The sequence below is a fragment of the Escherichia sp. MOD1-EC5950 genome, assembly GCF_002965345.1.
Classification (GTDB): Bacteria; Pseudomonadota; Gammaproteobacteria; order Enterobacterales; family Enterobacteriaceae; genus Escherichia; species Escherichia marmotae.
In genome coordinates, this window is record NZ_PTSR01000119.1 from 1 (window position 1) to 656 (window position 656).

Genomic DNA, 656 nt, shown 5'->3' on the forward strand with positions numbered 1-656 from the left:
TCCGTTACTATGAACCGCCCGACATCCGGATCATAGTAACGGTGCAGATTGTAGTGCAGCCCCGTTTCCCTGTCGAGGTACTGTCCCTGGTAACGCAGGTTCTGTTCCACCCTGCCGTGGTCCTTCTCCTGTATCGTGTTACCCCAGACCTGATACCCCGTCTCCCACACGATTTTCCCGTCACTGTCCGTCATCTCTTCCGGCGCGCCGTTCACATCTGTGTGAAAATACAGTATCCGGTTCGGTCCCTCTTTGCCCGCCTTGTCCACCCGCGCCAGCGGTTCATAACTCCCCTGGTCGCTGTAGATATACAGGCGGCTTATCCCCTCCGGCCTGCTCTCCTGCGCCAGCCGCATCCCGTCCCATAAAAATTTTGTCCGGTTGTACGGTTTACCGTCAGGGCTGATGTGCTGTTTTTCCGTCCGCCTCCCCAGCGCATCGTACACATACCGGTATGTCTCCCGCGCTGTCGTCACCTCCACCATCCGGTGTTCCGCATCATAACGGTAACTCTGCGTTCCGCTCCGGCCCTGCTTTTCCACCACCCGGCCGTGTTCGTCATAACGATAGTGCACACCACGGTAAGACAGCAGCCGGTTGAACGGCACCACGCTGTTTTCTGCCGTGGCCCTTTCCCCCGCACGCCTCCCCAGCAG

At 58.7% G+C, this 656-nt stretch carries 1 protein-coding gene; it reads right to left on the bottom strand.

What is annotated here, in order from left to right; translation table 11 throughout:
- On the bottom strand, positions 1-656 hold a 656-nt coding region (locus tag BEA93_RS24575), incomplete at both ends, for an RHS repeat domain-containing protein (RefSeq protein WP_172954583.1).